This window comes from Streptomyces sp. NPDC051219, assembly GCF_040682335.1.
GTDB lineage: Bacteria > Actinomycetota > Actinomycetes > Streptomycetales > Streptomycetaceae > Streptomyces.
Map to the genome: position 1 here is coordinate 134,531 of NZ_JBFBAS010000013.1, position 25,904 is coordinate 160,434.

The window sequence follows — 25,904 nt, forward strand, 5'->3', positions numbered from 1 at the left end:
CTCACCCCTGCGGTCCGTGCAGCGCGACGACCGCCGCGACCGAATCCGCCTCCGCCGCCGGCTTGTCCTCCCGGTAGCGCACCACGCGGGCGAAGCGGAGTGTCACGCCCTCCGGATACCGCGATGACCGCTGCACCCCGTCGAAGGCCACCTCCACCACGAGCTCGGGGCGGACCGTCACCCCCCAGCGCTCGTGGCTGACCGCGAGCTGCTGCAACCGGTCCGTCTGCCAGGCCAGCGTGGCGTCCGTCAGCCCCTTGAACGTCTTGCCGAGCATCGCGAAGGTGCCGTCCGGGCGACGGGCGCCCAGGTGGAGGTTCGACAGGGTTCCGGCGCGCCGCCCATGGCCCCACTCGGCCGCCAGTACCACCAGGTCGAGCGTGTGGACCGGCTTCACCTTCAGCCACGACATACCGCGCCGGCCGGCGCTGTACGGCGAGTCGAGGCCCTTCACCACCACCCCTTCGTGCCCTCGTTCCAGCGTGCGGGCGGCGAACTCCCGGGCGGCGGTACGGGACTTCTCGTCCGCCGGATCCTCGACCACGAGACGGCGCACCCGGCGCGGTTCGGGGGCCACCCGGACCAGCTCGTCGTGGCGCTCTCGCGCGGAAAGGCCGAGCAGGTCACGGCCGTCCACGGACAGCAGGTCGAAGAAGACCGGGAAGAGCGGCAGTGAGGCATGCGCGCCCGCCACATCGAGACGTGAACCGACCCGGCCCGCCACCTCCTGGAACGGCCGCGGCCGTCCGTCCTCGTCCAGCGCGATCACCTCGCCGTCCAGCACAGCCCGGTCGGTCGCCAGCTCCTTCGCGGCGGCGACCACTTCGGGAAGCCGCTCGGTGAGCTCGTCCAGCGTGCGGGTGAAGATCCGTACGTCGTCGCCGTCCCGGTGCACCTGGATCCGGATGCCGTCGAGTTTCTCCTCCACCGCGCACGGCCCGAGCCGGTCCAGCGCCTCGTCCACATCCTTCGCGGTGTGCGCGAGCATGGGCTGGACCGGCCGCCCCACGTCCAGCCGGAAGTCCGCGAGCGCGGCCGGTCCACGGGCGAGCAGGGCCTCGGCGACCGTGCCGAGCGAGCCGGCCAGCATCACGGCCCGTCTGACTTCGGCGGGATTCGCGGCGACCGCCGCCGCGAGCCCCTCGGCGGCCTGCGCGTCGAGCGCGCCCTGCCGCAGCTCGCCGCCGATCAGGCCCAGGAGGAACTGCTGCTCCTCCTCGGTGGCGGCGGACATCAGCGTCCGGAGCAGGCTCCTGCGCTCGGCCTGCGCCCCCTTGCCGGCGACTGCCGCGATCCGGTCCAGCGTCTCGTGCACCTCACGCACCGTGAGGCGGGATTCGGCCGCGGGTGCCGGGCGCTCCCGCAGCAGGCTCCAGCCCACTCCCGTCCGGCGCTGCGGGAGCCTGCCCGCGAGGTAGGTGACCACGAGCGGGGCCTCGGCCGGCTCGGTCTCGCGGAACAGTTCGGCAAGCAGGGCGGTCTTCCGGGAGCGGGCGCGGGTGGCCGCGATCTCCCGCGAGGTCCTGGCGACGTCTGCGAGCAGCATGGATTCATCCTTACCCAGCGCGATCGCGGACGCAGCAGTTCGGTGGGCAGCATCGGCGTCATGCAGCACCGGCCGCCCGCGCTCGGCTGCCGGCGTGCGTGGCCCTCTGATCGGCTGCCTGGTCCTGTGGGCCTGCCCCGGCAATACATCGTCCGCACCCCGGGCGCCCCGCGGCCGCGGGGCGCGTCTCAGCGTCACGGGTCGCGGCGGCGGCGCTCGACCGCCCGGGCCGCCGACTGGACCACGGTCGTCCTCGACCTCGACGGAGTCACGACCAAGGCCGCGTTCATGGACTGCTGCGCCCTGGCACTGCTCGCCGTTCTGCTGGCCTGAGACGGGTTTGCCCGATTCGGGGCGGGGCAGGCGCTTCGGCGTCAAGGAGACCGCTCAACACGCAAGGGAGTGCGACCGTGACCGCAGACAAGAAGGCCGCTGCCAAGGCCGATCAGGCCAAGGGCGCGGCGAAGGAGACCGTCGGCCGTGCCGTGGGAAACGAGCGGATGACCACCGAAGGCCGCGCCGAGCGCGCGAAGGGTGACGTGCGCGAGGCGATTCAGAAGATCAAGGACGCCGGGAAGCGGTGACGCGGAGAGCACTGACTTCGCGGAAGCGGCGGTGGCCCGGCGGATCCCCTTCCCGCCGGGCCCACCGCTGTCTGATCCCACAAGCCGGTGCGGACCCCCTCGACGGAACATCCACACATGGGACCGCAGCTCGCCAGGACCTGGTCACATCGGCGATGATGGCCTAGGAGCCGCAGCCGGAACCGTGCTGGTCCGTGCTCACTCCCCACCCGCCCCACTACGCAAAACCGCAGGTGAGAGAGTCAGTATGCGTTTCCTGAATGACCAGAAGCCGCCGTACGACCTGACGTACGACGACGTCTTCATGGTGCCGAGAAGGTCCGCGGTGGGTTCCCGCCAGGCCGTCGACCTCGCCGCTCCCGACGGCACCGGCACCACCATCCCCCTGGTCGTCGCGAACATGACCGCGATCGCGGGCCGACGGATGGCTGAAACGGTCGCCCGGCGAGGCGGGATCGTCGTGATCCCCCAGGACATCCCGATCGACGTCGTCACCGATGTCATCTCCTGGGTCAAGGCACGGCACCTCGTACTCGACACCCCCATCACGCTGGTGCCGGGCCAGACCGTCGCCGACGCGCTCTCGCTCCTCCACAAGCGCGCGCACGGGGCCGGCGTCGTCGTCGACGACCAGAACCGCCCCATCGGTGTCGTCACCGAGCACGACCTGACGGGCGTGGACCGCTTCACCCAGCTGTCCGAAGTCATGACGAGGGAGCTGCTGCTCCTCGACGCCGACATCGACCCGCGCGAGGCCTTCAACCGGCTCGACGCCGGCCATCGCAAGCTGGCTCCGGCGGTCGACAAGGACGGCAGGCTCGTCGGCATCCTGACCCGCAAGGCCGCGCTGCGCGCGACCCTCTACACCCCGGCCACCGACGCCGACGGCAAGCTGCGCATCGCCGCGGCGGTCGGCATCAACGGCGATGTGGCGGGCAAGGCCAAGCAGCTTCTCGACGCCGGTGTGGACACGCTCGTCGTGGACACCGCCCACGGTCACCAGGAGTCGATGATCAGCGCGGTCCAGGCGGTCCGCGCGCTCGACCCACAGGTCCCGATCGTGGCGGGCAACATTGTCGCCGCCGAGGGTGTGCGCGACCTCGTCGAAGCCGGCGCGGACATCATCAAGGTCGGTGTGGGCCCCGGCGCCATGTGCACCACCCGCATGATGACCGGCGTGGGCCGGCCGCAGTTCTCCGCAGTCCTCGAATGTGCCACGGAGGCCCGGAAGTTCGGCAAGCACGTCTGGGCCGACGGCGGCGTCCGCCACCCGCGTGATGTCGCGATGGCGCTCGCCGCGGGTGCGTCCAACGTGATGATCGGCTCCTGGTTCGCCGGTACGTACGAGTCGCCCGGCGATCTTCAGCAGTCCGCCGACGGCCGTTTCTACAAGGAGTCGTTCGGCATGGCCTCGGCCCGTGCCGTACGCAACCGCACCAGCGAGGAGTCGCCCTACGACCGCGCCCGCAAGGCGCTGTTCGAGGAGGGCATCTCCACGTCGCGGATGTTCCTCGACCCGGCCCGCCCGGGTGTCGAGGATCTGATCGACTCGATCATCGCGGGCGTCCGCTCGTCCTGCACCTACGCCGGTGCCGCCTCGCTCGAGGAGTTCGCCGAGAAGGCGGTCGTCGGCGTACAGAGCGCCGCCGGATACGCCGAGGGCAAGCCGCTGCACGCCAGCTGGGGCTGATCCGCCCCGAAGCCTTGATGCCGCCCGGCTCGACCGTCCGGCCTCCACCGTGTTGGGGGCCGGACGCGGCGTTTTTCCGATTGGCAGGCATGCCTTGCATGACCCGGGGTAGACGCGCTTCTGCATCAACCACAGAGAAGGGGAGGACATCGTGTCCACGGCGAGCGCAGTCCCGACCGAACTCACCCAGTACGGTGTGACCTTGGGCCAGTCGTTGGAGGGCCAGGAACTGCCGTATCTGGAGAGCCCCGGGGAGGTGGCTCCCAAGGACGCGCGGGAAATCTCGAAGCTGTTCTTCACGCGACTGGCCGAGCTCGAAGAAGGCACCCACGAGCACCAGTACGCGCGGAACACGCTGATCGAGCTCAATCTCGCGCTGGTCCGGTACGCGGCGAACCGCTTCCGCAACCGGTCGGAACAGATGGAGGACATCATCCAGGTCGGCACCATCGGCCTGATCAAGGCGATCGACCGGTTCGAGCTCTCGCGTGAGGTGGAATTCGCCACCTTCGCCGTGCCGTACATCGTGGGAGAGATCAAGCGCTTCTTCCGCGACACGAGCTGGGCGGTACACGTGCCGCGCCGGCTCCAGGAGCTTCGGATCGACTTGGCCAAGGCGACCGACGAAATGTCCCAGCACCTGGACCGCGCGCCGACCACCGCCGAACTCGCCGAGCACCTGGGCATCGACGAAGAGATGGTCATCGAGGGCGTCGTCGCGAGCAACGGCTATACGGCCGGCTCGATCGACATGCCGATGGACGACACGGCCGACGGTGCGTCGGCGCCGCTGTCCGACCGGCTGGGCGCTCCCGACACGGACATGGAGATCGCGGAGAACGTCCAGGCGCTGAAGCCGCTCATCGAGGAACTCGACGACCGGGAGAAGCAGATCCTGCGGATGCGCTTCGGCGCCGAGATGACCCAGGCCGAGATCGGGGCCGAACTGGGTGTCTCCCAGATGCATGTGTCCCGGCTGCTGTCCCGTATCACCGGGCGACTGCGGGCCGGCCTCCTCGCCGTGGAATGAGCCCCGGGGCCTTGCCGGAGCTCGCCGGAGTGAGACCGGTTCCGTGAGTGAAAGCGGCGGAAAGACACCCTCAAGGGGCCTCTTCCGCCGCTTTTGCAGTCCTTAGTACGCGCGTGCGCCGGACCTGTGTACACGCGTCGATGTGGCCGGTTCTGCCTGCGTGAGCCGGTTCCGCCTCCGGGGTACGTGTGCCTGTTGGGTCGCGTTGGCCTCAGCCCGTCGCGAGCGACGGGACCGGCCGCAGCCAGGTGGCCGCCACCCGCTTGCCCTCGGGCAGGGACTTGACCTCCACCCGGCCCGCGAGGCGCTGCACCATCTGCCAGCCGAAGCCGCCGCCCCCGGCGAAGTCCGGTCGGCGCGGGACCGGCGGCCTGGGGCTGGAATCGTCCATCTCCACGACCAACTCCCGGTCGCGCACGGTGAGATGCAGCCGCCACCAGCCGGTGGTGTGCCGCAGGGCGTTTGTCACCAGCTCGGTCACCACCAGCAGAACCGCGTCCTTGTCGGCCCACGGACAGTGCTGCGCAAGGAAGTCCGCGGCGGCCCGCCTGGCCGCCGCGCTGTCCTTGTGTGGTGCCGAGCTGACCACCACATGCGGCTCATCAGTCATCAAGTCCACACCTACCCCTCAACCAGGCGTTCCATGGGCGGCTTACGCGACAAAGTCCGCTTTCCGCAACGCGGTCGCGACGGCCGCCGCCAGCAGTGCGTGGCCCTCGTCGTTCGGGTGCAGGCCGTCCGCCAGGTGCTCCGGGCGGAGCAGCCCGCCGCCCGCCAGCAGAGCGAGCTTCCCGTCGCCCGCGTCGATGCGCTCGCCCGCGGCCCGTTCCACCGCGGCGCGCAGGTCGGCGAGCGTGGCCCCCAGTGCGTTCGGCGTCCGCTCGGCGTCGGGACGAAGCGCGGGGGAGACGACCAGCAGCGGGGTGTCCGGATGGCCCCGGCGTACGAGCCCGAGGAACGCCAGCGTCGTCTCGTGCAGGAGCGGTGCCGTGAAGGGGGCGCCGGACCAGCAGTTGGTGCCGAAGGCGAGGGTGATGAGGTCGGCGGGAAGTCGTGCGATCTGCTCGGCGGTGGCGAGTTCGCCGCGGGCGGCCCCCGCGTAGCCCAGGTTGACGGGGTCCAGGCCGAGGGCGCGCCCGGCCACCGCCGGCCAGCCGTGCGCGGGGCGGGTGGACCACCAGCCCTCCGTGATGGAGTCGCCGTGGACCAGCCAGCGGGGGCGCGTCCGCGCGGGGACCAGCCGGCCGCCCTGCGGCGCCCGCAGGCCCAGTACGACGGGGGACTGGGACTCGGGGAGATGGACGGTGAACAGTCCATCCAAGGCGGGCAGTTCGATCCGTACCACCGCCTCCTCGGCGGGCTCGGCGATGACCTCGGCGAGCTGGGTGTCGCCGTGCCACAGGGCGAAGACATGAGCGAGGTCGCGCAACGCGTCGGCCGCCGCCGGGACCGTGGCGCGGTAGCGGATCTCGACCTCTGTGGCGTCCTCGGCCGTGAATTCGAGCCGCACTCCGATCGGCAGGGCGGACCGCTCGCAGATGTCCCACGGCAGCCGGGCCAGGTCGGCCGGGTCCGCACGAACGGCGCGGCCGTCGTCGAGCCAGGCCACTCCGCGCAGGAACGGTTCCGGGGCCAGCCAGTCCATCGATCGCCTCCGAGCGTGGGATACGGGAATCCCACTCCTACCCCGTTGCAGCCATGAGCCGTGGTTACCTCGGGAAACATTGCGTTGTGCATGCCAAATCGCGTAGCTTGACTGCCCCTACCGGACGGTAACTACACCGTCGATCCGTCGTTCAACATGCTCTGGGGAGTTCATGCGCCGGCGACTGCGCCGTCCCACGATCCGCGGTCGGATCGTGACCCTTACGGTCGTACCGGTCCTTGCGCTCATGGCGCTGTGGAGTTTCGCCATGGTGTCGGTGACGGGCGACCTGCGCGCCCTGATCCGGGTCCAGAGCGTCTACGAGAGCTTCGGCACTCCGGTGGACACCGCCGTCGGGCAGATCCAGATCGAACGCCGGATCGCCGCGGAGTACCTGGGGGCGGGGGAGGAGGGCAGCGCGGCCACCGTGGCGGCCCTGACCGGTCAGCAGCGCTCCACCGACCGGGCCGTCCAGGCGATGCGCGACGCGATCGGCAGCCGGGACCTCCGTGGCGACCTCTCCGCCCGTCAGCGGCAGTCCCTGGACGCGATGGCCGAGGCCGCCGACCGGCTGGACGCCCTGCGGGGGCGCGTGATGGCCCGGCAGATCTCCTGGGACAACGCCGTCGACGCGTACACCGCCGTCATCGAACCGACCTTCGACGTGCAGTCCACCCTGACCGCGCTGCAGGCCGGACAGATGGCCCGCGAGGCGCAGGTGGTCGTCGAGCTCGTACGCGTAAGGGAGTTCGTGTCCCGCGAGGACGCGCTGGTGGCGGGGGCGCGGGCGGCGGGCACCTTGACCGACCGTCAGTACGACACCCTCACCGCCACGGTCGAGGACCGGCGTGTCTTCCACCGCACCTACGTCCCCGACCTTCCGGGCGACTCGCGGGCCCTGTTCGAGCAGTTCGAGCAGGGCGACGAGTACCGGGCGCTGACCGCCGGTGAGGACGCGCTGCTCAGAGCCGGCCCGTCCGGCGCGGGTGAGGCCATCGCAGCCGACTCCTGGCGGACCGCGACGGACCGGGCGGTGAAGCGGTACATGCTGCTGTGCACGGAGTCGGCGCTGAACACCGCCGAGCGCGGACGCGCCTTCGCCTACCGGGAGGTGGTCAAGGCCGGGGTAGTCGGCGGGCTGGGACTCCTGGCGGTGGGACTGTCCATCTGGTTCTCGATGGCCAGCGGCCGGCGCATCTCCCGCCGGCTGGAGGAGCTCCGTGACGCCGCCGACGTCCTGGCGACCCGTCAGCTGCCCGACGTGATGGAACGGCTCGGCGCGGGCGAGGATGTCGACGCGGCCGCGGCGGCGCCGCCGCTGGACTTCGGCGACGACGAGCGGGGCCTGGACGAGATCGGCCAGGTGGGCCGGGCCCTCAACACCGCGCGCCTGGCTGCCGTCGAGGCCGCCGTCAAGCAGGCGACCCTGCGGCGTGGGGTGTTCGCCGTACTGCTCAACATCGCCCGCCGCAACCAGGCGCTGGTCCACCGGCAGGCGAAGCTGGTCGACACCCTGGAGCGCCGGACCGCCGACCCGGACACCCTGGAGGACCTGTTCCGGATCGATCATCTGACGACCCGGATGCGTCGCCACGCGGAGGGACTCATCATCCTCTCCGGCGCCACGCCGGGGCGGCGGTGGCGCAAGCCGGTGCCCGTCGTCGAGGTGGTGGGTGCGGCGGTCGGCGAGATCGAGGACTACACCCGCGTCGTGCTGCCGCCGATGCCCTCGGTGGGAGTCCGTGCGGAGGCAGTGGCCGACGTGGTGCACCTCGTGGCCGAACTCGTGGAGAACGCGACGGTGTTCTCACCGCCCCACACCCAGGTCACGATGCGGACCGGGTCGGCGCGCAACGGTTTCGTCCTGGAGATCGACGACCGCGGACTGGGCATGGACGGGGAGGAACTCGGGCAGGCCCACCGGACCCTCGCCAGACCCGGCGACTTCGATCCGGCGCAGGACGAGCGCCTGGGCCTCTACGTGGTCGGGCGGCTGGCCGAGCGGCACGGCATCGGGGTCACCCTCTGCCGCTCGCCCTACGGCGGCACCACCGCGGTGGTCCTCCTGCCCCACACCGTCCTGGCCCCCGTCGAGCCGGCCCCCGGCTCGGCCGAGGCAGCATCGGCTGCCGAGCCGCACGCGTACGCACCGGCGTACGCACCGGCGCCGGTGCCCGCCCAGCTGCCGGCGTATGCCCAGCCGACGGCAGGCGCCGAGGCACCTCCGGCTCCGCCGCCCGCCCCGGTGCCCCTGGTACACGCCCGGCCGCCGGAGGCGCCGCCTGTGCGCCCGGCGGAGGCAACGGCCGTGCGGCCCGTCGGCGAGGCGGCGGCGGGCGACGCCGCCGGTGCTCCGGCTGCTCCCGTGCGGGGACTGCCCACTCGCGTGCGGCAGGCCTCGCTTGCCGCCCCTTTGCGCGCAGACCGGCCGGAGGCGGCGGAAGCTCCCGCCCGTGACGTGTCGCCGGAGGAGATGCGCTCGATCTTCGGTGCCTTCCAGCGCGGTCTCGACCGGGGCCGGAACGGCGACCCAGTGGACCCGGCGTCCCCGGACGCCACGCCGCGCCCCCGCACGAACGACGAACGGACGGACGACGATGGCTGACGAAGGCAGAGGCACCCCCGACCGGTCGGATCTCGGCTGGCTGCTGGACGATCTCCTTGCCAGGACCGACCACGTCCGCCAAGCCGTGCTGCTGACCGCGGACGGCCTCGCCACCAGCGCATCCGCCGGGATGGCCAAAACGGATGTCGACCACCTCTCCGCGGTCTGCGCGGGTTTCCACAGTCTCGCCAAGGAGGCCGGAGCCCGGTTCGAAGCCGGCAGCGTGCGGCAGACCATGGTGATGCTCGAGGACGCGTATCTCTTCATCACCCCGGCCGGCGACGGCAGCAGACTGGCTGTGCTCAGCGACATCGAGACCGACGTCGGACAGCTCGCCCACGAAATGTCGTTGCTGGTCAGGCGAGTGGGGCGGCACATGGCCGTGCCAACCCGCTCGATCGACGAGGCGTCCGACGCGTAACCCGTGAGCGACCACTGGTACGAGGACGAAACCGGGCCGATGCTCCGGCCGTACACCGTGACCCGAGGCCGTACTCGTCCCGCGGCCGAACATGTCGTCGACCTGCTGTCACAGGTTACGGCGGTGGGGGCGGGCGGGCAGGAGCAGCGGCTCGACCATGCCCGCAGTTCCCTGCTCGACCTGGTGCGCCGGAGCCCGCGCCCGGTCGCCGAGATCGCCGCCGACGCCGACCTGCCCCTCACTGTCGTCAGGGTTCTGCTCGTCGACCTGGTCGAGGCGGGCCTCATCCGTATCTCCGCGCCGGTCGCCCACGAGGCGATGAGCGACCCCGTTCTGCTGCGTGAAATCGTCGACCGCCTGCGGGAGCTGTGACACGACCAGTCGTACGGGCGCAATGTTCGGCTGCCGTGACTGTAAGCACGCAATGATCGATCGCCGATGCGCAAGATTGATGCATTACGTGCGGGAACGCCCACCTCGTAGGCTCACTCGCTGTACGTGGAGTGGCGGGGACCGTCTGCTCGGCGGTTCCCGCGCGCACGGCTGTCCACGCCGTGCTCACGCGCTCTTCTGCGGAGGAGGGGGACGGCCGCGGTCGCCGCCTCCCGATCGGCAGCGATAAGGAGCCACCCCAGTGTTGGACCACGGTGCAGCGCCACCCCTCACTCCCCAACCGGATGCTGAGCGTCCGGGCCTGGGCAGCCGGCTGATGCGGCGCAAGCCGGTCGAGCAGCTCGTCGCCGAGGGCGGCCAGGGTGATGGCGGGTCACTGCGCCGCTCGCTCGGCATGTGGCAGCTGACGATGATCAGCATCGGTGCCACGCTCGGCACCGGAATCTTCGTCGTTCTCGGCGAGGCGACGCCGCTGGCGGGCCCGGCCGTCGCGATCTCGTTCGTGATCGCCGGTCTCACGGCGCTGTTCTCGGCGCTCTCGTACGCGGAGCTGGCCGGCTCGATACCGGTGTCCGGCTCCTCGTACTCGTACTCCTACGCCACCATGGGCGAGATCGTCGCCTGGATCTGCGGCTGGTGCCTGATCCTCGAGTACGGCGTGTCGGTCGCGGCCGTCGCGGTCGGCTGGGGTGAGTACCTCAACGAGCTTCTCGACGGCATCTTCGGCGTCACCATCCCGCAGGCCGTGTCGGCTCCGCTGGGCGAGGGCGGGTTCGTCAACCTGCCCGCACTCGTTGTGATCATGCTTGCCATGGTGTTCCTCATGGGCGGTGCCAAGGAGAGCGCCAGGGTCAACACGATCATGGTCGTGGTGAAGATCGCCACGCTCGTACTCTTCTGCGCGATCGGGTTCCTCGGGATCAAGGCGGGTAACTACGCCCCCCTCGCCCCGCTCGGTATCACCGGAATCAGCGCCGCCGCGGCCACGCTGTTCTTCTCGTACATCGGCTTCGACGCCGCCTCCACCGCCGGCGAGGAGGCCAAGAACCCCAAGCGCGATCTGCCGCGCGCCATCATGCTGTCGCTGCTCATCGTCACCGTGCTCTACTGCCTGGTCGCCCTGATCGCCGTCGGCGCCATGCCGTGGCAGGACTTCGAAGGCACCGAGGCCGCGCTCGCGCAGATCATGAAGGACGTCACCGGCCACAGCTTCTGGGGAGTCGTCCTCGCCGCGGGTGCGGTCGTGGCCATCGCCAGCGTCGTCTTCGCCGTGCTCTACGGTCAGACCCGCATTCTCTTCGCCATGGCGCGCGACGGGCTGGTCCCCAAGGTCTTCGCCAAGGTGGACCCGCGCACCGGTACCCCGCGGGCCAACACCCTGATCGTCTCGGTCTTCTGCGGTCTGCTCGCCGCCACCATCCCGCTGGGCGAGCTGGCCAACGCCACCAGCATCGGCACGCTCTTCGCCTTCGCGCTGGTCAATGTGGCCGTCATCATCCTGCGGTACACCAGGCCCGGGATGTCGCGCACCTTCAAGGTCGCACTGTTCCCGGTGACCCCCATCCTGGGCTTCGCGTTCTGCGCCTACATGATGTACAGCCTTCCCGGCGCCACGTGGGTGGTCTTCGGTGGCTGGATGGCCGCGGGCCTCGTGATCTACTTCGCTTACGGCATGCGCCGCTCCCGACTGGCAACGGCAGAGAAGTGATCCACCCGCAGTGCGACTGAACCAACTCGACGAACGCATCGTGCACGCCCTCGCAGAGGACGCCCGCCGCTCCTACGCGGACATCGGCTCCGAGGTCGGCCTCTCCGCGCCCGCGGTCAAACGGCGGGTGGACCGGCTGCGGGCCGAGGGCGCCATCACCGGCTTCACCGTACGGGTGGACCCGGCGGCGCTCGGCTGGGAGACCGAGGGGTACGTCGAGCTGTACTGCCGCCACAACACCTCGCCCGAGGACATCCGCCGCGGCCTGTCGCGCTACCCGGAGGTGGTGTCCGCGTCGACCGTCACCGGAGACGCGGACGCCATCGTCCAGGTCTTCGCCTCCGACATGCGGCACTTCGAGCGGGTGCTCGAGCGGATCGCGGGCGAGCCGTACGTGGAGCGCACCAAGTCGGTACTGGTGCTCTCGCCGCTGCTGCGGCGGTTCTCGTCCGGTTCGCCCACGTAACAGGGCCGGCCGCCCCGTACGACCGCGGGGCGGTACCGGCCGGGTCAGGGGCGACCGGAGGTGCGCAACGAATCTCCGTACCGGCGTCGAAACGCGCAACGAATCACCCATTGGCGCGCAACGGACGCGCCTTGTCCAGGGCGAACACCGGCCCGTACCGTCTAAACGTCCCCCCGACACCGACGCTCCCCGAGGTTCTGCCATGCCGCCGCTGCGCACCGCCCTGCTCCAGAGCTCCGGCCTGCCCGGCGACGTCGCGAAGAACCTCGAGGTCCTCACCGGCGCCGCACGCGAAGCCGCGGCCGCGGGGGCGGGACTGCTCGTCTGCCCGGAGATGTTCCTGACCGGCTACGCCATCGGCGCGGACGTCCACCGCCTCGCAGAGACCGCCGACGGCCCCGGCGCCGACGCCGTGGCCCGCATCGCCGCCGAGCACGGCCTCGCCGTGCTGTACGGCTACCCCGAGCGCGAGGGCGAGCAGGTCTACAACGCGGCCCAGCTGATCGGCCCGGACGGCGAGCGCCTGGCCAACTACCGCAAGACGCATCTGTTCGGCTGCTTCGAGAACGAGTGGTTCACCCCTGGCGAGGTCCCTGTCGTACAGGCCGGCCTCGGCGGACTCCGCATCGGCATCATGATCTGCTACGACGTGGAGTTCCCGGAGAACGTCCGCGCCCACGCGCTGGCCGGCACCGACCTGCTGCTGGTTCCCACCGCTCAGATGCACCCCTTCCAGTTCGTCGCCGAATCCGTCGTCCCGGTACGCGCCTTCGAGAACCAGATGTACATCGCGTACGTCAACCGGACCGGCCGCGAGGGCGAGTTCGAGTTCGTCGGCCTGAGCTGCCTGGCGAGCCCCGACGGCACCACCCGGACCCGAGCGGGCCGGGGCGAGGAACTCGTACTCGGCGAGGCCGACCCCGAGCGGCTGAGGGCCTCCCGCGCGAACAATCCGTATCTGCGCGACCGCCGCCCCGGCTTGTACGCGTCGCTGGTCTGACCCCCTCCCCGCCCCGCTGCCCCAGTTTCCGCGCAAGGAGTCCGTACCCCATGACGTCCACGGTGCCCACCGCCGCTCACGACGAGCAGCCGCCCGCCCTGCCGCCGATCACCATGTTCGGTCCGGACTTCCCCTACGCGTACGACGACTACCTGGCCCACCCGGCGGGGATCGGCCAGATACCCGCGACCGAACACGGCGCCGAGGTGGCCGTCATCGGCGGCGGCCTCTCCGGCATCGTCGCCGCGTACGAGCTCATGAAGATGGGCCTCAAGCCCGTCGTCTACGAGGCGGACCAGATCGGCGGCCGGCTGCGCACCGTCGGCTTCGACGGCTGCGATTCCGAGCTCACCGCCGAGATGGGCGCCATGCGCTTCCCGCCCTGCTCCACCGCGCTGCAGCACTACATCGACCTGGTGGGCCTGGAGACGAAGCCGTTCCCCAACCCGCTTGCCCCCGACACCCCGTCGACCGTTGTCGACCTCAAGGGCGAGTCGCACTACGCCACGTCGGTGGACGAGCTGCCAGCGGTCTACCGCGAGGTCATGGAGGCCTGGAACTCCTGTCTGGAGGAGGGCGCCGACTTCTCCGACATGAACACGGCCCTGCGCGAGCGTGACATCCCGCGTATCCGCGAGATCTGGTCGAAGCTCGTCGAGAACCTCGACAACCAGACCTTCTACGGCTTCCTGTGCGACTCCCCGGCGTTCAAATCCTTCCGGCACCGCGAGATCTTCGGTCAGGTCGGCTTCGGCACCGGCGGCTGGGACACGGACTTCCCGAACTCCATCCTGGAGATCCTGCGCGTCGTCTACACCGAGGCGGACGACCACCACCGCGGCATCGTCGGCGGCAGCCAGCAGCTTCCGCTGCGGCTGTGGGAGCGCGAGCCGGAGAAGATCGTGTACTGGGCGCAGGGCACCTCGCTCTCGTCGCTGCACGACGGCACGCCAAAGCCGGCCGTGACGCGGCTGCACCGCACCGCCGGGAACCGGATCACCGTCACCGACGCCTCCGGCGACATCCGTACGTACCGCGCGGCCGTCTTCACCGCGCAGTCCTGGATGCTCCTGTCGAAGATCGCCTGCGACGACACGCTCTTCCCCATCGACCACTGGACGGCGATGGAGCGGACCCACTACATGGAGTCCTCCAAGCTGTTCGTGCCGGTCGACCGGCCGTTCTGGCTGGACAAGGATGAGGAGACCGGCCGGGACGTCATGTCGATGACGCTGACCGACCGGATGACCCGCGGCACCTACCTGCTGGACAACGGTCCCGACAAGCCGGCGGTCATCTGCCTCTCGTACACCTGGTGCGACGACAGCCTCAAGTGGCTGCCGCTGTCCGCGAACGAGCGGATGGAGGTCATGCTCAAGTCGCTGGGCGAGATCTACCCGAAGGTCGACATCCGACGCCACATCATCGGCAACCCGGTGACCGTCTCGTGGGAGAACGAGCCCTACTTCATGGGCGCGTTCAAGGCCAACCTGCCCGGCCACTACCGCTACCAGCGCCGCCTGTTCACGCACTTCATGCAGGACCGGCTGCCCGAGGACAAGCGCGGCATCTTCCTGGCGGGCGACGACATCTCCTGGACCGCGGGCTGGGCCGAGGGCGCCGTGCAGACCGCGCTCAACGCGGTGTGGGGCGTCATGCACCACTTCGGCGGTACGACGGACGCCGCCAACCCCGGCCCCGGTGACCTCTACGACGAGATCGCCCCGGTCGAACTCCCCGAGGACTGATCCGCGAACGCTCCGGATCCACGGGAACCACATACTCGGCCCGCCCGCCGTGCGCAGAGCGCGGCGGCGGGCCGTGTCCAGTCCCGGCGCCGTTCAGCGGGCGGGCGTCAGCAGGCAGCGCCCGACGAGTCCCACGCCGGCGTCCAGCCGCTCTCTGAACTCCCCGGCGAGTTCCGGGAGGCCCCGCAACCCCCAGAGCACCCGGGCCGCGGACCAGGCGGCGTCCCTGGCCTTCTCCAGGCTCCAGGCCCCCAGTAGGTGGGTGAGCGGATCGGCGATCTCCAGCAGGTCGGGGCCGGGCATCAGATCCTCCCGGATGCGCTCCTCCAGGGCGGTCAGGGTGTCACCCACCAGGTCGAAGTCCCCCTCCAGCGCCGCGGGTTCACAGCCCAGGACGTGGCAGGTGTCCACGACGGCGAGCGCCAGGTCGTGCCCGATGTGCGCGTTGATCCCGGCCAGCGCGTACTGCAGCGGTCGTACCCCCGGATGACGCCGGTACTGGAAGAGCGGTTGCCAGCAGGCAGGTGGCCGCCGGCCCGCGGCCACCGCGTCCACGGCCGAGAGGTAGCGCTCGGCGAACCGGACGTCCAGCGTCGCCGCGGACCTCCGTACGGGGAACGCCCCGAGGTCGATCCGCCGGCCGATCTCCTCCGTGACGGCCAGGTAGACCCGGTTGAACACCGCCACTCCGTCCGAGGGCGGCCAGCCGGACCCCAGGGCGCGCAGCCGGGCGACGACCGCGTCTACCGACGTGTGGCCGGGACGGCTGCGCACCGCGAACTGTTCCATCTGCGCCATGGGGGCAGCGTCCCAGGGACTAGGCTCGACCGGGTGGCATTGCGCCCGGTCTTCGCCGGTTCGGGCGAAGGACGGGCACCGGGGGAGTGGGGGACATCAGCTGTGTCAGGCTTACGCGCGCAGAACCGCGTCCGGCGTGCCGAGCGCCGACGGGCAGCACGGCACACCGCCATGGTCGTCGCCGCTTCGGCCGTGGTGGCCGTCGGCACGGTGGCCGGTGTGGTGGGAGCGGTGGCCGGTGAGGGCGGAACGGACGACTCCGCCCGGCCCGGGGTGACCGAGCGCCCGACACTCCGGCCACTGCCGGGGCTGCCCAGCGCCTCCGCGTCGGCGTCCGCCCCGGCGTCCGCGAAACCGTCGCCCTCGGCGTCCGCCTCGTCCGGCACGTCGCCCAAGCCGGCGGTGAGGAAGCGGGCCCGGTCGGCGCCCGCCGACGCCGGGCTCTATCGCCACCCCGAATCGCGGGTCCTGGACTGGGTGGCTGCGAACCGCGGTGATCCGAGGCGCCCGCTCATCGAGTCGAGCATCGCGGCGCGCCCGGCCGCAGTCTGGTTCGCCGAGTACAACCCCGGTGCGGTCACCGGCAAGGTCCGCTCCGTGACGGCCGGTGCCGCCGCCGCCGGCCGCGTGCCCGTGCTCGTTCCGTACGCGATTCCCGGCCGGGACTGCGGTGGTGCGTCCCAGGGCGGTGCGCCGGATCTCGCCGCCTACGACGGCTGGATGCGCGACTTCGCCGCCGGTCTCGGCGACGGACCGGTCATCGTGATCCTCGAACCCGACTCGATCGCGCTCGCCGACTGCCTCTCGCCGGGCGACCGGAAGGCCCGTTACGCGTCTCTCGCCAGGGCCGGCCGCACCGTGCACGCCGCGAATCCGAAGGCCAAGGTCTACTACGACGCCGGTCACTCCGGCTGGCACCCGGCCGAGAAGCAGGCTGCCGCGTTGAGCAGGGCCGGCGCCGCGTCGAGTGGCGACGGCATCTTCACCAATGTCGCAAACTTTCACCGCACCGCCGAGGAGACCGCGTACGCCCGCCGGGTCCTCTCCGCCCTCGGCGGCCCCGCCCACCTGGGCGCCGTCATCGACACCAGCAGGAACGGCAACGGGGCACCGGCACCGGGCAACTGGTGCGATCCGGCGGGCCGTGCCCTCGGCCGGGCGCCGGCCACCCGCACGGGCGAGGCGCGGATCGACGCCTACCTGTGGATCAAGCTGCCGGGGGAGTCCGACGGCTGCAAGGGCGCGGCGGGTACCTTCACCCCGTCCTACGCCTACCAGCTGGCTCGCGGCTGATCGGTTCGGTCAGGGGCTGAGCGCCTTGCCGGGAGCCTTGGCCCGCACGCTCTCCCGGCTGCCCTGCCGCAGCGCGCCGGCGCCGAGGACCAACCCGAACGCGAGGGCCGTCACCAGCCCGAACGACACCACCAGCGAGGTGGCGTCGGCGACGGCACCGATCGCCGAGGGGGCGATCAAGCCCGAGGTGTACGTGATGGTGGCGACGCCCGCGATCGCTTGGGCGGGCGCCGGGCCGCTGCGCCCGGCCGCGGCGAAGGCGAGCGGCACCACGACCGCGACACCGAGGCCGATCAGTGCGAAGCCGGTCAGGGCGACCGGCGGATTGGGCGCCAGAACCACCAGCAGCCCGCCCAGCGTGGCGAGGACGCCGCCGGCCCGCACGGTGCGTACGGCGCCGAACCGGTCGACCACCCTGTCGCCCGCGATCCGCGCCACCGCCATGGTCAGTGCGAAGGCCGTGGTGGAGGCGGCCGCCAGACCGGGCGAGGTGTCCAGCACGTCCTTGAGGTAGACCGCCGACCAGTCCAGGCTCGCGCCTTCCGCGAACACGGCGCAGAAACCCACCGCGCCGATGAGCAGTGCCGACCTCGGCGGCAGGGCGAATCGTGGCGGGGGGTTGTCGTCCGGGGCGCTGCGCAGGTCCAGCACACCCTGACAGGCGATCAGGCCGAGGACGGTGAGGACCGCCGCCGCGACGGCATGATGCAGCCGGGCGTCGGCGCCGGCGTGCGCGGCGACGGTACCGGCGGCGGAGCCGAGCAGGGCGCCGGCGCTCCACATGCCGTGCAGGCCGGACATGATCGAGCGGTCGAGCCGGTTCTCGATCTCGACTCCGAGCGCGTTCATCGCGACGTCCGACATACCGGCCGTGGCGCCGAACACGAACAGTGCGCCGCACAGCGCGGGGAGGCTCGGGGCGAGGCCCGGGAGTACGAGCGAGAGAGTCCAGAGAACGAGCAGTCCGCGCAGTGCGGCGCGGGCGCCGAACCGGTGGCTGACCGCGCCGGCCAGCGGCATGGCGAGCGAGGCGCCGATGGCCGGGAAGGCGAGGGCGAGTCCGAGCTGGCCGGCGCTGAGTGAGGCGTGGTCCTGGATCCAGGGGATGCGGGTGGCGAAGCTGCCCGTGACCGCGCCGTGCACGCAGAAGACCGCGGCCACTGCGATCCGTGCCCGCTTCAGCTGCTGCCGATCGAAGACCACTGCACTCATCATGGGGCAGTAAACTATCAGGGACCCTGCCTGATAGATAGATCTGCAAGGATCGCCGGTATGCCGCCTGCCTCGCCCAGCACAGCCCGGGCCATGAACGACCGGCTGGCCCTCGAACTGCTCCAGCAGGAGGGACCTTTGACGGCGGGGCAGCTCAAGACGCTGACCGGACTCTCCCGGCCGACCGTGGCCGACCTCGTCGAGCGGCTCCAGGCGTCCGGACTCGTCGCGGTGGTCGGGGAAGCAGGTGCCCAGCGGCGCGGGCCCAATGCCCGGCTGTACGGGATCGTCGCGGACCGCGCGCACCTGGCCGCGCTGGACGTACGGACGCACAGCGTCTCCGTGGTGGTCGCCGACCTCCTCGGCCGGACCCTCGCCGAAGCCGTCCTGCCCGTCGACCGCGACACCGGCACCGGACCGGCCGTGGAGCAGGCCGTCGCCCTGCTGGAACGCACCGCACACGAGGCAGGCGCGACTTCGCTGCACAGCGTCGGCATCGGCGCGCCGGGTCTGGTCGACCCCGCCACCGGAGAGCTCCGCGACACCACCGGCCTGCCGGCCTGGCACCGGGCCCTGGTCGCCGTACTGCACGAACGGCTGCCGGCCGCCGTGCTGCTGGAGAACGAGACCAACCTCGCCGCCGTCGCGGAGCAGCGCCTCGGCGCAGCCCGTGACCGCGACACCTTCGTCCTGCTCTGGCTCGGCCACGGGGTGGGCGCGGCCGTCGTCCTGGACGGGCGGCTCCGCCGGGGGGCCTCCGGCGGCGCCGGGGAGATCGGTTTCCTCCCCGTACCGGGCACCTCGGGCCTGCCGTCCGCCACCGAATGCGACGGGGGCTTCCACGCTCTCGTCGGCAGCGCCGCCGTCTGTGCGCTGGCCGCCGAACACGGCGTGACCGCCGTCGCCGAGGCCCATGCGCCGCCCGCCGAGGCGGTCGTACGGGCTGCCGTGGCGGCGGGCCAGCGAGGCGGCCCGTTCCTCGACGCCCTCGCCGCCCGGCTGGCCCTGGGCGCGGCCGCGGTCAGCGCGGTGCTGGACCCGGGCTGCGTGGTGCTGGGCGGCGAGGTCGGCCAGGCGGGCGGCGAGGCCCTGGCCGGCCGGGTCGCGAACCGGCTGGCCACGCTGTCCCCGCTGCGCACCGAGGTGCGGGCGGGAACTCTGGGAGGAACGGCGGTGCTGCGCGGGGCACTGCTGGCGGCCCGGGACGCGGCTCAGGAGGACCTGTTCGCCGCGGGCGCCTGAGGCGGGTCAGCGGCCCGGGCGGCCCGCCCGCGTGACGAGGAAGTCCTCGAACGCGCCCTTCCCCACCGCCCGGTCCGGAGTGAGGTGCAGCCCCCGTCGGAAGCCCGCGTACGCCATGCCCGCCAGTCGTACGGGAACCACCGGGCGGCGGCGGCCGGTGGCGTGCAGAAAGGCGCCGGCCAGCTCAGGGAGGGTGCGGACCTCGGGGCCGCCCATGTCCGGCACCCGCCCCGCGGGCGGGCCCGCGACCAGTTCGGCCAGCCGGTCCGCGACCTCGGCCGTGTCGATGGGCTGCACCCTCACGCCCGCGGGGAGCAGCATTACCGGCAGCTTCGCCGAGGTCTGCAGGATGGTCAGGACGAGGTCGTGGAACTGGGTGGTGCGCAGCACGGTCCAGCCGAGGCCCGAGTCCTCGATCATGCCCTCAACCTTGCGCTTCACCTTGTAGTAGCCGAGCGGAAGCCGGTCCACGCCCACGATCGAGATATAGACCAGGTGGGGGACTCCGGCCCGCTTCGCGGCCTCGATGAGGTGCCCCGCGGCCGTGTCGTCGCCGCCGCGCGGGGTGGTCGCGCAGTGCACCACCGCGTCCGCTCCCGCCAGCGCCGCGTCGAGGCCGGTTCCCTGGCGCAGATCCACCGCGTACGGCTGGGCGTGCCGGCTCAGTACGCGCACCTCGTGCCCGGCCGCGCGCAGCCGGGCCGTCACCAGAGAGCCGAGGGTGCCGGTACCACCGGTCACCAGGATTGTGGTCATCGCGAGATCAGCCCTTCGAGGCGGGGACAACAGCAGTCACCCTCCAGGACGGGCGAGGCTGCGAGGATGTGACACCTGGGGTCAACGGTTCGGCGTCGGCTTGAGGGCACTGACTGCCGCGGCACCGGCCCGGACGGCTTCCACCACGCCTTGGTGCAGATCGCGGCTGTCCTCTTCGGAGGGGCAGGGCAGCGGACTGCCGACGAGAGTGAACCAGTCCGAGGAACCGCTGAACTGAACGGCGATCTGTGCCTGGCCGTCCGACCACGTGGTGTGGACGGTCAGGTCACCACTGATCATGTCGGCTTCCGCCGTGGGGACTCCCCCGGGCCCGGCGAAGACTCCGCTGGTCGTCCAAGATGCCCAGGCCATGGTGCGTGCCTCACTGAACTGTCGGGTCGGGGACTGCCGCGCGCGGCCGCACCGCGAGCGAGGCACTTCGAGTCTGACATCCGCGGGGCGAAGACGCACGGTCGGCCGTGCCGGGCGGTTGGAGTGACCCGCGGCGCCCCCGGCTCCCTTCCCAGAAGGGCGTATGGCCGCCACGACAGCGGCAGCGGCGGAGACCCGGCGGCGGCAAGGGCCGGGTCTCCGCCGCCGGGCGTTCTTCGCCGGGGGTCAGCAGGCCCCGAGGTCCCGCCAGACACCCCACTCACCGGTGGTACCGGGCTCTTCGCCCTTCGTCCACCACTTGGACTTCCACTGGTGCGATTTGTGCTGAGGTGGGGCACCTCCCACGCCCGCCGGGGCGTCGGCGAAACACAACGAACAGCGGGGTGAGTCGTGTTGGGCCCGTGATGTGCGCACACCGGGCGGGCGTATCCGCGGGGTGCCGCAGACCTTAAGAGGACTAGACCAGTAGGTCAATAGGTATGGACCAATCTCGGAAGGGGTGACCCTGTGAGTCAAGCCACAGCCATTCGCCCGCATGGCGGACGAGTGGGCGTGGCAGACTGACCGTGTACCAGAAGCAGCGCACTCCGGGGTCGGTGTAATTCCGAACCGGCGGTTATAGTCCGCGACCCGTCCGCAGCCAGCGGCCGGTTGACCAGGTGAAATTCCTGGACCGACGGTGAAAGTCCGGATGGGAGGCAGTGCGCGGCGGGCCAGTATCAGGTACGCCGCCGTCGGCGGTTCGTCAGCGACGAGCCGTTTTCCCGGCCTCGGCGTTCTCTGTGTGTTGGTCCGTCTCTCTGTCGTCATCGACAGGCCCCGGAGTCCGTGCCCGAAGAGGCAGGAGGACCCGGTGGCCGGCACAGCCGACACACACGCCATGCGCCGAGCCATTGAGCTCGCTGCCCACGGCCTCGGCAGAACCAGCCCCAACCCGGTCGTCGGCTGCGTGATCCTCGACGCCTCGGGCGAGACCGCCGGTACCGGCTACCACCAGCGGGCCGGGGGCCCGCACGCCGAAGTCCACGCCCTGCTCGCCGCAGGTGAGAAGGCCCGTGGCGGCACGGCCTACGTCACCCTCGAACCCTGCAACCACACCGGCCGCACCGGCCCGTGCGCCCAGGCGCTCGTCGACGCCGGGATCGCCCGGGTCGTCTACGCCGTCGGCGACCCGGACCAGCAGGCCACCGGCGGTGCCGGGACACTGCGCGCCGCCGGGGTCGAGGTGGAGGGCGGACTGCTCGCGGAAGAGGCCGAGGCGGGCAACGCCGCCTGGCTGACCTCCGTACGCCTGGGCCGTCCGTTCGTCCTGTGGAAGTACGCGGCGACGCTCGACGGGCGGATCGCGGCTGCCGACGCCACCAGCCGATGGATCAGCTCGCCCGAGTCGCGGGCCGACGTCCACCGGCTGCGCGCCGAGGCGGACGCCGTAGTGGTCGGCTCGGGCACGCTCCGCGCCGACGACCCCCACCTCGCCGTACGCGGCGCCGAAGGCGCCACCCAGCCGCTGCGCGTGGTGCTGGACACCCACGCGACGATCCTTCCGACCGCCCGGGTCCTCGACGCGGCGGCGCCCACGCTCGTCGCCGTGGCCGAGGACGCCGACACCTCTCAGCTGCCCGGAGCGGACGTCTTGCGGCTGCCTCGCGGCACCGGCGGAATCGATGTGCACGCCCTGCTCGCGGAGCTGTACGCGCGGGGTGTGCGCTCCGTACTGCTGGAGGGCGGGCCGACGCTGGCGGGGGCCTTTGTCGCGGCGGGAGCCGTGGACCGGGTGGTCGGCTACCTCGCCCCCGTGCTCCTCGGCGCGGGTCCCGCGGCCCTCGCCGACGCCGGAATCTCCACTCTCACCGAAGCGTTGCGCCTCGACATCGCGGAAGCCGTTCGCATCGGTCCCGATCTGCGCATCACCGCCGTCCCCTCCCCAGCCCTCAAGGAGAGCTAAGTGTTCACCGGAATCGTCGAAGAACTGGGCGAGGTCACCGCCGTCGAGAACCTCGGCGACGCCTCCCGCTTCCGCCTCCGCGGCCCCGTCGTCACCGAGGGCGCGAAGCACGGCGACTCGATCGCCGTCAATGGCGTCTGCCTCACCGTCGTCGACTCGGGGGACGGCGAGTTCACCGCCGACGTGATGGCCGAAACGCTGAACCGCTCCAGCCTCGGAGTGCTCGAAGCCGGCTCGCGCGTCAACCTGGAGCGCCCCATGGCACTAGGCGGGCGCCTCGGCGGGCACCTCGTACAGGGGCATGTGGACGGCACCGGCACCATCGTCGAGCGCAAGCCGTCCGACCACTGGGAGATCGTGCAGGTCTCGCTCCCCGCGGACCTCTCCCGGTACGTCGTCGAGAAGGGCTCGATCACCGTCGACGGCGTGAGCCTCACCGTCGTCGAGGCCGGCCCCGACTACTTCACCATCAGCCTCATCCCCACCACCCTCGCGCTGACCACCCTAGGCATCAAGCAGGCCGGCGACCCGGTCAACCTCGAGGTGGACGTCCTCGCGAAGTACGTCGAGCGGCTGCTCGGCGCCGGTGCCACGACCGGTGCCGATGCGGACGCCCGGACCGACGCCCGGACCGCCGCCAAGGAGACCGCGAAGTGAGTGCCCTGGACTGGCTCAACGCCGAGGCCTTCACGGCCTTCGGCCAGCACATCCTGTGGTCCGACATGCTCGGGAACTCGATCGGCCTGGCCGCCCTCGCGCTCGGCTGGCGCCGCTCCATATGGACCTGGCCCGCCCAGTTCCTGTCGGGCGTCATCCTCGTCGCCGCCTACGCCTCCGCGCAGCTCGGCGGCGGTGTCGGCAAGCAGCTGCTGGTCATAGGCGTCGCCCTGTGGGGCTGGCGGCAGTGGCAGCGCGGCAAGCAGCAGGCGCAGGACGGCTCGATCGCCGTACGGTTCGCGACCTGGCGCGAGCGGGGGCTGCTGCTGGCGGGAGCCGTCCTGGGCACGCTTGCCGTCGGTGGGCTCTTCACGCTCTACCCCTCGCTGTCGTGGAGCCCGTGGGCCGACGCGTACATCTTCGTCGGCACGCTGGTCGCGATGGTCGCCCAGGCCCGTGGCCTGGTCGAGTTCTGGTTCGCCTGGCTGCTGGTGGACCTCGTCGGCGTCCCGCTCGCCTTCAACAGCGGCCTGGCCTTCTCCGGCCTGGTGTACGTCGTCTACTTCGCCCTCGTCCTGTGGGGCGCGTACGACTGGTGGCAGCGCTCCCGCACCAGTGCCAAGCCCGCCCTGGAAGGAGTGCCGGCATGACCTCCCAGCCCACCTGGTACAGCGAGGACGGCATCGAGGACTTCGCCCTCGATCCGGTCGAGCAGGCCATCCGCGACATCGCGGCAGGCCGCCCCGTCGTCGTCGTGGACGACGAGAGCCGTGAGAACGAGGGCGACCTCGTCATCGCCGCCGAGAAGGCCACCCCCGAGATCGTCGCGTTCATGATGAGCGAGTGCCGCGGCCTGATCTGCGCCCCCATGGAGGGCCCTGAGCTCGACCGGCTCGACCTGCCCCAGATGGTCGAGCACAACACCGAGTCGATGCGCACCGCCTTCACGGTCTCGGTCGACGCCGGCCCCGCCTACGGCGTCAGCACCGGCATCTCGGCCGCGGACCGCGCCACCACTCTCCGGCTGCTGGCCGACGGCCACAGCACCGCCGGCGACTTCGTCCGCCCCGGCCACATCTTCCCGCTGCGCGCCAAGCCCGGCGGCGTCCTGGTCCGCGACGGCCACACCGAGGCCGCTGTCGACCTCGCCCGCCTCGCGGGCTTGCGCCCGGCCGGCGCCATCGTCGAGATCGCGGGCGAGGACGGGGTGATGCTCCGGCTGCCCGAGCTGATCCCGTTCGCCCGCAAGCACGGCCTGACGATCATCTCCATCGAGGACCTGATCGCCTACCGCCGCTCGTCGGAGCCCACCGTCCGGCGCGAGGCCGAGGTCCGGCTGCCCACCGCCTTCGGGGAGTTCACGGCGTACGGCTACCGCTCCACCGTCGACGGCGTCGAGCACGTCGCCCTGGTCCACGGTGACATCGGCGACGGTGCGGACGTCCTGGTCCGCATGCACTCCGAATGCCTGACCGGCGACATCTTTCACTCCCTGCGCTGCGACTGCGGCCCCCAGCTGCACGCCTCCATGGAGCGGATCAAGGAGGAGGGCCGCGGCGTCGTGGTCTACCTCCGCGGTCACGAAGGACGTGGCATCGGACTGATGTCCAAGCTGCGCGCGTACGAACTCCAGGAGCGCGGCCGGGACACCCTGGACGCCAACCTGGAACTCGGCCTGCCGGCGGACGCCCGCGACTACGCGGCCGGCGCCCAGATCCTCGACGAGCTGGGCGTACGCAGCGTGCGGCTGATGACGAACAACCCCGAGAAGACCGCGGCCCTCGCCCGGCACGGCCTGAGGGTCACCGGACGGGAGCCGATGGCCGTCCAGGCGGGCGAGCACAATCTCCGGTACCTGCAGACCAAGCGGGACCGGATGGGGCACGACCTGCCCTGGCTGGACGCGGCCACCGCGTCCACCTGCGGCAACCAGTAAGTGACAGTGCACAAGAACCGAGGAGAGCTGTGAGCGGCAAGGGCGCACCCGAACTGAGCGTGAAGAACTGCGGCGACCTCCGGGTCGCCGTGATCGCGGCGCAGTGGCACGAGAAGATCATGGACGGACTCGTCAACGGCGCCCTGCGCGCCCTGCACGAACTGGGTATCGACGAGCCGACCCTGCTCCGCGTCCCCGGCAGCTTCGAGCTGCCGGTCGTCGCCAAGGTCCTCGCGGGCCGCGGCTACGACGCGATCGTCGCGCTGGGCGTGGTCATCCGCGGCGGAACGCCACACTTCGAATATGTGTGCCAGGGTGTGACCCAGGGCCTCACCCAGGTCTCCATCGAGACCGGCGTTCCGGTCGGCTTCGGCGTCTTGACCTGCGACAACGAGGAGCAGGCGCTGGACCGGGCTGGACTTGAGGGTTCGCACGAGGACAAGGGCCACGAGGCGGTCACCGCGGCTGTCGCCACCGCCTCCATCCTCCGCTCGGTGTCCGAACCCTGGCGCTGAGAGCGAGCATGCGGCCGCGTAGGGTAGAAAGCACCATGTCCAACAAGACGTTCGAGGAGCTCTTCACCGAGCTCCAGCTCAAGGCCGCAAACGGCGACCCCAGCACCTCCCGTACCGCCGAACTGGTGGGCAAGGGGGTGCATGCCATCGGCAAGAAGGTCGTCGAGGAGGCGGCCGAGGTGTGGATGGCAGCCGAGTACGAGGGCAAGGAAGCCGCCGCCGAGGAAATCTCGCAGCTGCTTTACCACGTCCAGGTGATGATGGTCGCCCGCGGAATCACGCTCGACGACGTCTACGCCCACCTCTGATCGACCCGCCCGC

26 protein-coding genes and 1 riboswitch are annotated in these 25,904 nt (G+C 71.3%); of the genes, 19 read left to right on the forward strand and 7 right to left on the reverse strand.

Annotated elements, in window-relative coordinates; genetic code table 11:
- Window position 1: 1 nt before the first annotated feature.
- Window positions 2–1,546: an ATP-dependent DNA ligase gene (locus AB0M62_RS17560; RefSeq protein WP_366075079.1), complete on the reverse strand. Its 1,545-nt coding sequence runs from the start codon at window positions 1,544–1,546 to the stop codon at window positions 2–4.
- A 60-nt stretch (window positions 1,547–1,606) separates the two neighbouring features.
- On the opposite strand from AB0M62_RS17560, the gene AB0M62_RS17565 reads away from it, so the two are divergent.
- From AB0M62_RS17565 to AB0M62_RS17580, 4 genes are all read left to right on the forward strand, one after another.
- Window positions 1,607–1,879, forward strand: coding sequence for a hypothetical protein (locus AB0M62_RS17565; RefSeq protein ID WP_366075080.1), 273 nt, complete (start codon window positions 1,607–1,609; stop codon window positions 1,877–1,879).
- A gap of 77 nt (window positions 1,880–1,956) precedes the next feature.
- Window positions 1,957–2,130 (forward strand): CsbD family protein, encoded by a 174-nt coding sequence (locus AB0M62_RS17570; protein WP_366075081.1) that lies wholly within the window; start codon window positions 1,957–1,959, stop codon window positions 2,128–2,130.
- A 247-nt stretch (window positions 2,131–2,377) separates the two neighbouring features.
- Window positions 2,378–3,820, forward strand: a complete 1,443-nt coding sequence (locus AB0M62_RS17575) for a GuaB1 family IMP dehydrogenase-related protein (RefSeq protein ID WP_366075082.1) — start codon at window positions 2,378–2,380, stop codon at window positions 3,818–3,820.
- A 196-nt stretch (window positions 3,821–4,016) separates the two neighbouring features.
- On the forward strand, window positions 4,017–4,850 hold the full coding sequence (locus AB0M62_RS17580; protein WP_366075128.1) for an RNA polymerase sigma factor SigF: 834 nt from the start codon (window positions 4,017–4,019) through the stop codon (window positions 4,848–4,850).
- Window positions 4,851–5,061: 211 nt separating this feature from the next.
- Here the strand turns inward: AB0M62_RS17580 and AB0M62_RS17585 are convergent, their stop codons facing one another.
- Together AB0M62_RS17585 and AB0M62_RS17590 are read right to left on the reverse strand one after the other, a co-directional pair.
- Window positions 5,062–5,460, reverse strand: coding sequence for an ATP-binding protein (locus tag AB0M62_RS17585; RefSeq protein WP_366075083.1), 399 nt, complete (start codon window positions 5,458–5,460; stop codon window positions 5,062–5,064).
- Window positions 5,461–5,502: 42 nt separating this feature from the next.
- Window positions 5,503–6,495, reverse strand: coding sequence for a GDSL-type esterase/lipase family protein (locus tag AB0M62_RS17590; protein WP_366075084.1), 993 nt, complete (start codon window positions 6,493–6,495; stop codon window positions 5,503–5,505).
- 214 nt (window positions 6,496–6,709) lie between these two features.
- On the opposite strand from AB0M62_RS17590, the gene AB0M62_RS17595 reads away from it, so the two are divergent.
- The 7 genes from AB0M62_RS17595 to AB0M62_RS17625 all read left to right on the forward strand — a co-directional run bounded on the left by AB0M62_RS17595 (window position 6,710) and on the right by AB0M62_RS17625 (window position 14,836).
- Entirely contained in the window at window positions 6,710–9,100 is a 2,391-nt protein-coding gene (locus tag AB0M62_RS17595; protein WP_366075085.1) for an ATP-binding protein, read from the forward strand.
- Complete coding sequence (locus AB0M62_RS17600) at window positions 9,093–9,521, forward strand: roadblock/LC7 domain-containing protein (protein WP_366075086.1); 429 nt, start codon at window positions 9,093–9,095, stop codon at window positions 9,519–9,521. The genes AB0M62_RS17595 and AB0M62_RS17600 overlap by 8 nt, the downstream gene beginning before the upstream one ends.
- A 3-nt stretch (window positions 9,522–9,524) precedes the next feature.
- The gene (locus tag AB0M62_RS17605; protein WP_366075087.1) at window positions 9,525–9,893 is read left to right on the forward strand and encodes a DUF742 domain-containing protein; all 369 of its coding nucleotides are present in this window, start codon (window positions 9,525–9,527) and stop codon (window positions 9,891–9,893) included.
- A 262-nt stretch (window positions 9,894–10,155) separates the two neighbouring features.
- A complete protein-coding gene (locus tag AB0M62_RS17610) occupies window positions 10,156–11,622 on the forward strand; it encodes an amino acid permease (protein ID WP_366075088.1) in 1,467 nt (488 codons plus the stop codon).
- A gap of 10 nt (window positions 11,623–11,632) precedes the next feature.
- Entirely contained in the window at window positions 11,633–12,088 is a 456-nt protein-coding gene (locus tag AB0M62_RS17615; RefSeq protein WP_366075089.1) for an Lrp/AsnC family transcriptional regulator, read from the forward strand.
- A 202-nt stretch (window positions 12,089–12,290) separates the two neighbouring features.
- On the forward strand, window positions 12,291–13,088 hold the full coding sequence (locus tag AB0M62_RS17620; RefSeq protein ID WP_366075090.1) for a carbon-nitrogen hydrolase family protein: 798 nt from the start codon (window positions 12,291–12,293) through the stop codon (window positions 13,086–13,088).
- Window positions 13,089–13,138: 50 nt separating this feature from the next.
- On the forward strand, window positions 13,139–14,836 hold the full coding sequence (locus tag AB0M62_RS17625) for an NAD(P)/FAD-dependent oxidoreductase (RefSeq protein ID WP_366075091.1): 1,698 nt from the start codon (window positions 13,139–13,141) through the stop codon (window positions 14,834–14,836).
- Window positions 14,837–14,929: 93 nt separating this feature from the next.
- Here the strand turns inward: AB0M62_RS17625 and AB0M62_RS17630 are convergent, their stop codons facing one another.
- Complete coding sequence (locus AB0M62_RS17630; protein ID WP_366075092.1) at window positions 14,930–15,634, reverse strand: DUF5995 family protein; 705 nt, start codon at window positions 15,632–15,634, stop codon at window positions 14,930–14,932.
- A 171-nt stretch (window positions 15,635–15,805) separates the two neighbouring features.
- Between AB0M62_RS17630 and AB0M62_RS17635 the strand changes: the two genes are divergently transcribed.
- Entirely contained in the window at window positions 15,806–16,927 is a 1,122-nt protein-coding gene (locus tag AB0M62_RS17635; protein ID WP_366075129.1) for a glycoside hydrolase family 6 protein, read from the forward strand.
- Between the two features lie 9 nt (window positions 16,928–16,936).
- Here AB0M62_RS17635 and AB0M62_RS17640 read toward each other — a convergent pair whose 3' ends face one another.
- Window positions 16,937–18,139 carry an MFS transporter gene (locus AB0M62_RS17640; protein ID WP_366075130.1) on the reverse strand — a complete coding sequence of 401 codons (1,203 nt, stop codon included), beginning with the start codon at window positions 18,137–18,139 and terminating at the stop codon, window positions 16,937–16,939.
- A gap of 93 nt (window positions 18,140–18,232) precedes the next feature.
- Between AB0M62_RS17640 and AB0M62_RS17645 the strand changes: the two genes are divergently transcribed.
- Window positions 18,233–19,381 (forward strand): ROK family transcriptional regulator, encoded by a 1,149-nt coding sequence (locus AB0M62_RS17645; protein ID WP_366075093.1) that lies wholly within the window; start codon window positions 18,233–18,235, stop codon window positions 19,379–19,381.
- Between the two features lie 6 nt (window positions 19,382–19,387).
- On the opposite strand, the gene AB0M62_RS17650 is transcribed toward AB0M62_RS17645, so the two are convergent.
- Window positions 19,388–20,137 carry an NAD(P)H-binding protein gene (locus AB0M62_RS17650; protein WP_366075094.1) on the reverse strand — a complete coding sequence of 250 codons (750 nt, stop codon included), beginning with the start codon at window positions 20,135–20,137 and terminating at the stop codon, window positions 19,388–19,390.
- A gap of 81 nt (window positions 20,138–20,218) precedes the next feature.
- Window positions 20,219–20,509 carry a hypothetical protein gene (locus AB0M62_RS17655; RefSeq protein ID WP_366075095.1) on the reverse strand — a complete coding sequence of 97 codons (291 nt, stop codon included), beginning with the start codon at window positions 20,507–20,509 and terminating at the stop codon, window positions 20,219–20,221.
- 599 nt (window positions 20,510–21,108) lie between these two features.
- A riboswitch (FMN riboswitch) is annotated at window positions 21,109–21,239 on the forward strand.
- Between the two features lie 144 nt (window positions 21,240–21,383).
- Between AB0M62_RS17655 and ribD the strand changes: the two genes are divergently transcribed.
- The 6 genes from ribD to AB0M62_RS17685 are packed head-to-tail and all read left to right on the forward strand — an operon-like array spanning window position 21,384 to window position 25,891.
- A complete protein-coding gene (ribD, locus tag AB0M62_RS17660) occupies window positions 21,384–22,475 on the forward strand; it encodes a bifunctional diaminohydroxyphosphoribosylaminopyrimidine deaminase/5-amino-6-(5-phosphoribosylamino)uracil reductase RibD (RefSeq protein WP_366075096.1) in 1,092 nt (363 codons plus the stop codon).
- Entirely contained in the window at window positions 22,476–23,132 is a 657-nt protein-coding gene (locus AB0M62_RS17665; RefSeq protein WP_366075097.1) for a riboflavin synthase, read from the forward strand.
- Window positions 23,129–23,782, forward strand: a complete 654-nt coding sequence (locus AB0M62_RS17670; RefSeq protein WP_366075098.1) for a nicotinamide mononucleotide transporter family protein — start codon at window positions 23,129–23,131, stop codon at window positions 23,780–23,782. The genes AB0M62_RS17665 and AB0M62_RS17670 overlap by 4 nt, the downstream gene beginning before the upstream one ends.
- Window positions 23,779–25,068 carry a bifunctional 3,4-dihydroxy-2-butanone-4-phosphate synthase/GTP cyclohydrolase II gene (locus AB0M62_RS17675; RefSeq protein WP_366075099.1) on the forward strand — a complete coding sequence of 430 codons (1,290 nt, stop codon included), beginning with the start codon at window positions 23,779–23,781 and terminating at the stop codon, window positions 25,066–25,068. Before AB0M62_RS17670 ends, AB0M62_RS17675 begins: the two co-directional genes overlap by 4 nt.
- Before the next feature lie 29 nt (window positions 25,069–25,097).
- Entirely contained in the window at window positions 25,098–25,583 is a 486-nt protein-coding gene (gene ribH, locus AB0M62_RS17680; RefSeq protein WP_366075100.1) for a 6,7-dimethyl-8-ribityllumazine synthase, read from the forward strand.
- A 35-nt stretch (window positions 25,584–25,618) separates the two neighbouring features.
- Window positions 25,619–25,891: a phosphoribosyl-ATP diphosphatase gene (locus AB0M62_RS17685; protein ID WP_366075101.1), complete on the forward strand. Its 273-nt coding sequence runs from the start codon at window positions 25,619–25,621 to the stop codon at window positions 25,889–25,891.
- Window positions 25,892–25,904: the final 13 nt, after the last annotated feature.

Excerpts from the sequence above, each read along its gene's own strand:
- AB0M62_RS17560 (WP_366075079.1), bottom strand. The coding sequence starts at position 1,546 with ATGCTGCTCGCAGACGTCGCCAGGACCTCGCGGGAGATCGCGGCCACC.
- AB0M62_RS17565 (WP_366075080.1), top strand. The coding sequence starts at position 1,607 with ATGCAGCACCGGCCGCCCGCGCTCGGCTGCCGGCGTGCGTGGCCCTCT.
- AB0M62_RS17575 (WP_366075082.1), top strand. The coding sequence starts at position 2,378 with ATGCGTTTCCTGAATGACCAGAAGCCGCCGTACGACCTGACGTACGAC.
- AB0M62_RS17585 (WP_366075083.1), bottom strand. The coding sequence starts at position 5,460 with ATGACTGATGAGCCGCATGTGGTGGTCAGCTCGGCACCACACAAGGAC.
- AB0M62_RS17590 (WP_366075084.1), bottom strand. The coding sequence starts at position 6,495 with ATGGACTGGCTGGCCCCGGAACCGTTCCTGCGCGGAGTGGCCTGGCTC.
- AB0M62_RS17600 (WP_366075086.1), top strand. The coding sequence starts at position 9,093 with ATGGCTGACGAAGGCAGAGGCACCCCCGACCGGTCGGATCTCGGCTGG.
- AB0M62_RS17620 (WP_366075090.1), top strand. The coding sequence starts at position 12,291 with ATGCCGCCGCTGCGCACCGCCCTGCTCCAGAGCTCCGGCCTGCCCGGC.
- AB0M62_RS17625 (WP_366075091.1), top strand. The coding sequence starts at position 13,139 with ATGACGTCCACGGTGCCCACCGCCGCTCACGACGAGCAGCCGCCCGCC.
- AB0M62_RS17630 (WP_366075092.1), bottom strand. The coding sequence starts at position 15,634 with ATGGCGCAGATGGAACAGTTCGCGGTGCGCAGCCGTCCCGGCCACACG.
- AB0M62_RS17635 (WP_366075129.1), top strand. The coding sequence starts at position 15,806 with ATGGTCGTCGCCGCTTCGGCCGTGGTGGCCGTCGGCACGGTGGCCGGT.
- AB0M62_RS17640 (WP_366075130.1), bottom strand. The coding sequence starts at position 18,139 with ATGAGTGCAGTGGTCTTCGATCGGCAGCAGCTGAAGCGGGCACGGATC.
- AB0M62_RS17645 (WP_366075093.1), top strand. The coding sequence starts at position 18,233 with ATGAACGACCGGCTGGCCCTCGAACTGCTCCAGCAGGAGGGACCTTTG.
- AB0M62_RS17650 (WP_366075094.1), bottom strand. The coding sequence starts at position 20,137 with ATGACCACAATCCTGGTGACCGGTGGTACCGGCACCCTCGGCTCTCTG.
- AB0M62_RS17655 (WP_366075095.1), bottom strand. The coding sequence starts at position 20,509 with ATGGCCTGGGCATCTTGGACGACCAGCGGAGTCTTCGCCGGGCCCGGG.
- AB0M62_RS17675 (WP_366075099.1), top strand. The coding sequence starts at position 23,779 with ATGACCTCCCAGCCCACCTGGTACAGCGAGGACGGCATCGAGGACTTC.
- AB0M62_RS17685 (WP_366075101.1), top strand. The coding sequence starts at position 25,619 with ATGTCCAACAAGACGTTCGAGGAGCTCTTCACCGAGCTCCAGCTCAAG.